The sequence below is a fragment of the Peribacillus sp. genome (genome assembly GCF_059453735.1).
In genome coordinates, this window is record NZ_JAZVJO010000186.1 from 1 (window position 1) to 2,612 (window position 2,612).

Annotated in this window: 5 protein-coding genes; 4 read left to right on the forward strand and 1 reads right to left on the reverse strand. The window is 38.6% G+C overall.

Translation table 11 applies throughout. The features are described 5' to 3' along the window. Nucleotides 1–8 precede the first annotated feature (8 nt). The 3 genes from AC52RT_RS06065 (at nucleotide 9) to spsC (ending at nucleotide 1,411) form a co-directional block, all read left to right on the forward strand. A complete protein-coding gene (locus AC52RT_RS06065) occupies nucleotides 9–140 on the forward strand; it encodes a YuiA family protein (RefSeq protein WP_495539917.1) in 132 nt (43 codons plus the stop codon). 133 nt (nucleotides 141–273) lie between these two features. Further along, a complete protein-coding gene (locus tag AC52RT_RS06070) occupies nucleotides 274–591 on the forward strand; it encodes a YuiB family protein (RefSeq protein WP_495539914.1) in 318 nt (105 codons plus the stop codon). A 139-nt stretch (nucleotides 592–730) separates the two neighbouring features. Continuing rightward, a complete protein-coding gene (spsC, locus tag AC52RT_RS06075; RefSeq protein ID WP_495539915.1) occupies nucleotides 731–1,411 on the forward strand; it encodes a stationary phase survival protein SpsC in 681 nt (226 codons plus the stop codon). Between the two features lie 145 nt (nucleotides 1,412–1,556). Here the strand turns inward: spsC and AC52RT_RS06080 are convergent, their stop codons facing one another. Then, nucleotides 1,557–2,039 carry a divergent PAP2 family protein gene (locus AC52RT_RS06080; RefSeq protein WP_340847023.1) on the reverse strand — a complete coding sequence of 161 codons (483 nt, stop codon included), beginning with the start codon at nucleotides 2,037–2,039 and terminating at the stop codon, nucleotides 1,557–1,559. 228 nt (nucleotides 2,040–2,267) lie between these two features. Here AC52RT_RS06080 and AC52RT_RS06085 point away from each other — a divergent pair. Then, nucleotides 2,268–2,612, forward strand: a 345-nt coding sequence (locus tag AC52RT_RS06085; protein WP_495539916.1) for a M17 family peptidase N-terminal domain-containing protein, incomplete at its 3' end; no start/stop codon positions are given.

Genomic DNA, 2,612 nt, shown 5'->3' on the forward strand with positions numbered 1-2,612 from the left:
ATAAGGAGATGTTGATAATGAAAGGAAAGGGAAATACTTGTGAATATTGTTCTGGGCAGGGCTATTTTCAATTATTACTTGGCGGATCGGAAACTTGCAACGGTTGTGAGGGCAGCGGAAAAGCAGGGGAAAAATCCTGACTGTCTTTTTTAAAAGGTGAAAATTAGAAAAACATCGTAATCATTGATTCCATTTTTATCTATCTGAGGAATTGACGTGTCCCTTTTCATTGAGTAAACTGAGAGTGATGCTTCTTGAGGAGGGTCTTTGACTATGGCGTTGCCTGTTTTAATTATATCTGTTGTTCTATTTTTTCTGCTCTTTTTTGGAATCGGTTTTTTATTAAATATGCTGTTCCGGTCCTCTTGGGTCATGGTGGTTATTTTCCCTCTTGTAACGATCTTTATCGTAAATGGAGAGAAAATGATCGACTACTTCAGAGCTCCCGGCAGAGTATTTAGTACACTTGGTACTAAATTCTCTAATCTTGCAGTTGCTGACATTACTATTCTTTCAAGTGGTCTAGCTGGAGCTATCTTAGCTGGTGTTGTCATTAAAATTTTGAGAAAACAAGGGTATCAAATGTTTTAAAATCAAGCAGGCAGCCGAATCAGGGCTGCCTGCTTTTTGCTAATCCAAAAGAACCAATCTTTACACAAATTCCACGAATCCTGCATACTTCATCGTTTTTCGGGAAAGAAATATGATGATAAGGGAGTGGAATTACTATATGGAAAAAATGAAAATCGGGATTAAAAGAATAGCTGTAAGCTTGTTATTTATAACAGCATTCTATACGACCTTCTGGCAGGTAACAGGGGTCGACGCTCAAATTAATCAAACAGAAGAATCAACAAAGTTCTTATCTCTGGATAATAAAAAGACTCATCATATAGGTCTAGAGTCAATTAAGAAAACGTTTTTAGGGCACGGTTTGAAAGCTCAAGCAGCAGAAATACAACCATCTATAGAGGATGAAATCGATTTTACACAATATCCAGTACATACTGTGACAGCGACAGGCTATACCGCAGGATACGAATCAACTGGCAAATATCCAGAAAGTCCTACATACGGGATTACCTATTCAGGAGTTAAGGTAAAAAGGGATTTGTATTCTACAGTCGCTGCAGATTTAAATGTCTTCCCATTAGGGACCATTCTTTGGATTCCTGGTTATGGGTACGGAGTAGTCGCGGATAAAGGCGGCGCGATCAATGGTGATGAACTTGATTTGTATTACAATACCGTCGCTGATGTATATTCGGACTGGGGGAAAAAGACCCTGGATGTCTACATTATCGAAAAGGGAAAAGGTTCTTTAACAGAAAAACAATTGGAAGATCTCAATGAAGATAAAAATCTGCAAGTTTTTCGAGAACAGATTGTTGGAAAAACGAAAAAAGAATAATTAGTAAAAGAGACGGTCGAAAAAAGTTCGACCGTCTCTTTATTTAGCGGTAAGTTGCTGAAAATGTTCGGGATGCAGAAGTAAGACTAATTTCTCAAATCCATCAAGAAGGCGCGGCGAGGTCGGCAATATCCATCATGAGAAGCTACCCTTCAAATAATACAAAGTGAAGAAAGAGTGCTATAAAAATACCTGTTAATCCGCCGAAAAACACTTCAATTGGTTTATGACCAAGCAGTTCTTTAAGTTTCCGTTGTTTTTGCTTTTCTTCTTTTTGTTGCCACGTCTTTGCTTCTGAGACAAATGTGTTAAAATCCACTACCAATCTGTTCAGTACCGCGGCTTGTTCACCTGCCTGACGCCGAACTCCTGTAGCATCAAACATCGTAATGACGGCGAAAATGGCTGCAACTGAAAAGATGGGAGAAGTAAGCCCCGCTTCAATACCCACTGCCGTGGCCAGCGCAGTGACGGCAGCAGAGTGTGAACTCGGCATGCCGCCTGTTGAGGTAAGAAGAGACCAATCCAGCTTTTTTAGTGCGATAAAGTGAATAGGAACCTTGATGAATTGAGCAAAGAATATCGCAAGTAGAGCCGCGATTAAGGGAAAATTGAAAAGTATATCCAAGGGGCATCTCCTTCTTTCTAATTTCAACGCGATTGAAACGCTTGAAAAGATAATGATATGTTATTCGGTGAAAAAGTAATTAAATCCTGTTACTTTATTCATAAACATGATTAAGGGGCTCTAAACCATTTTTACAAAAAAATAATTAATAAACCGAAAATATGTGCCATATTCGAAATATCTTGAAAACTTAGATATAATTGAATTTACGAAATAAAGGAGGTAACTATGTATACCATAAATAATCATTTTCAAATAGATCATCTTGAGGAATGCCTTCTTGTGAGCGTCTTTGATCAGCCAGCACGGCTAGAAGGAGCAGGGAAATTGGCCGATGAAAAATTAAATGGCCAATTAACCGAACTGTTAAAAGCCGGTGAAATTTCAGGAAGACGTAATAAAGTAACGAAGGTACATACATTAGGACAAATGGGACCGAAAATACTATTGTTTGTCGGTCTCGGTAAACGTGACACAGTCAGCTTTGAAAGCTTACGTGAATCATTCGGGGCTGCTTTTAAATTGATTAAGAACTCCCGTATGTCTGAGATTTCAGTAGCACTTGATACATTC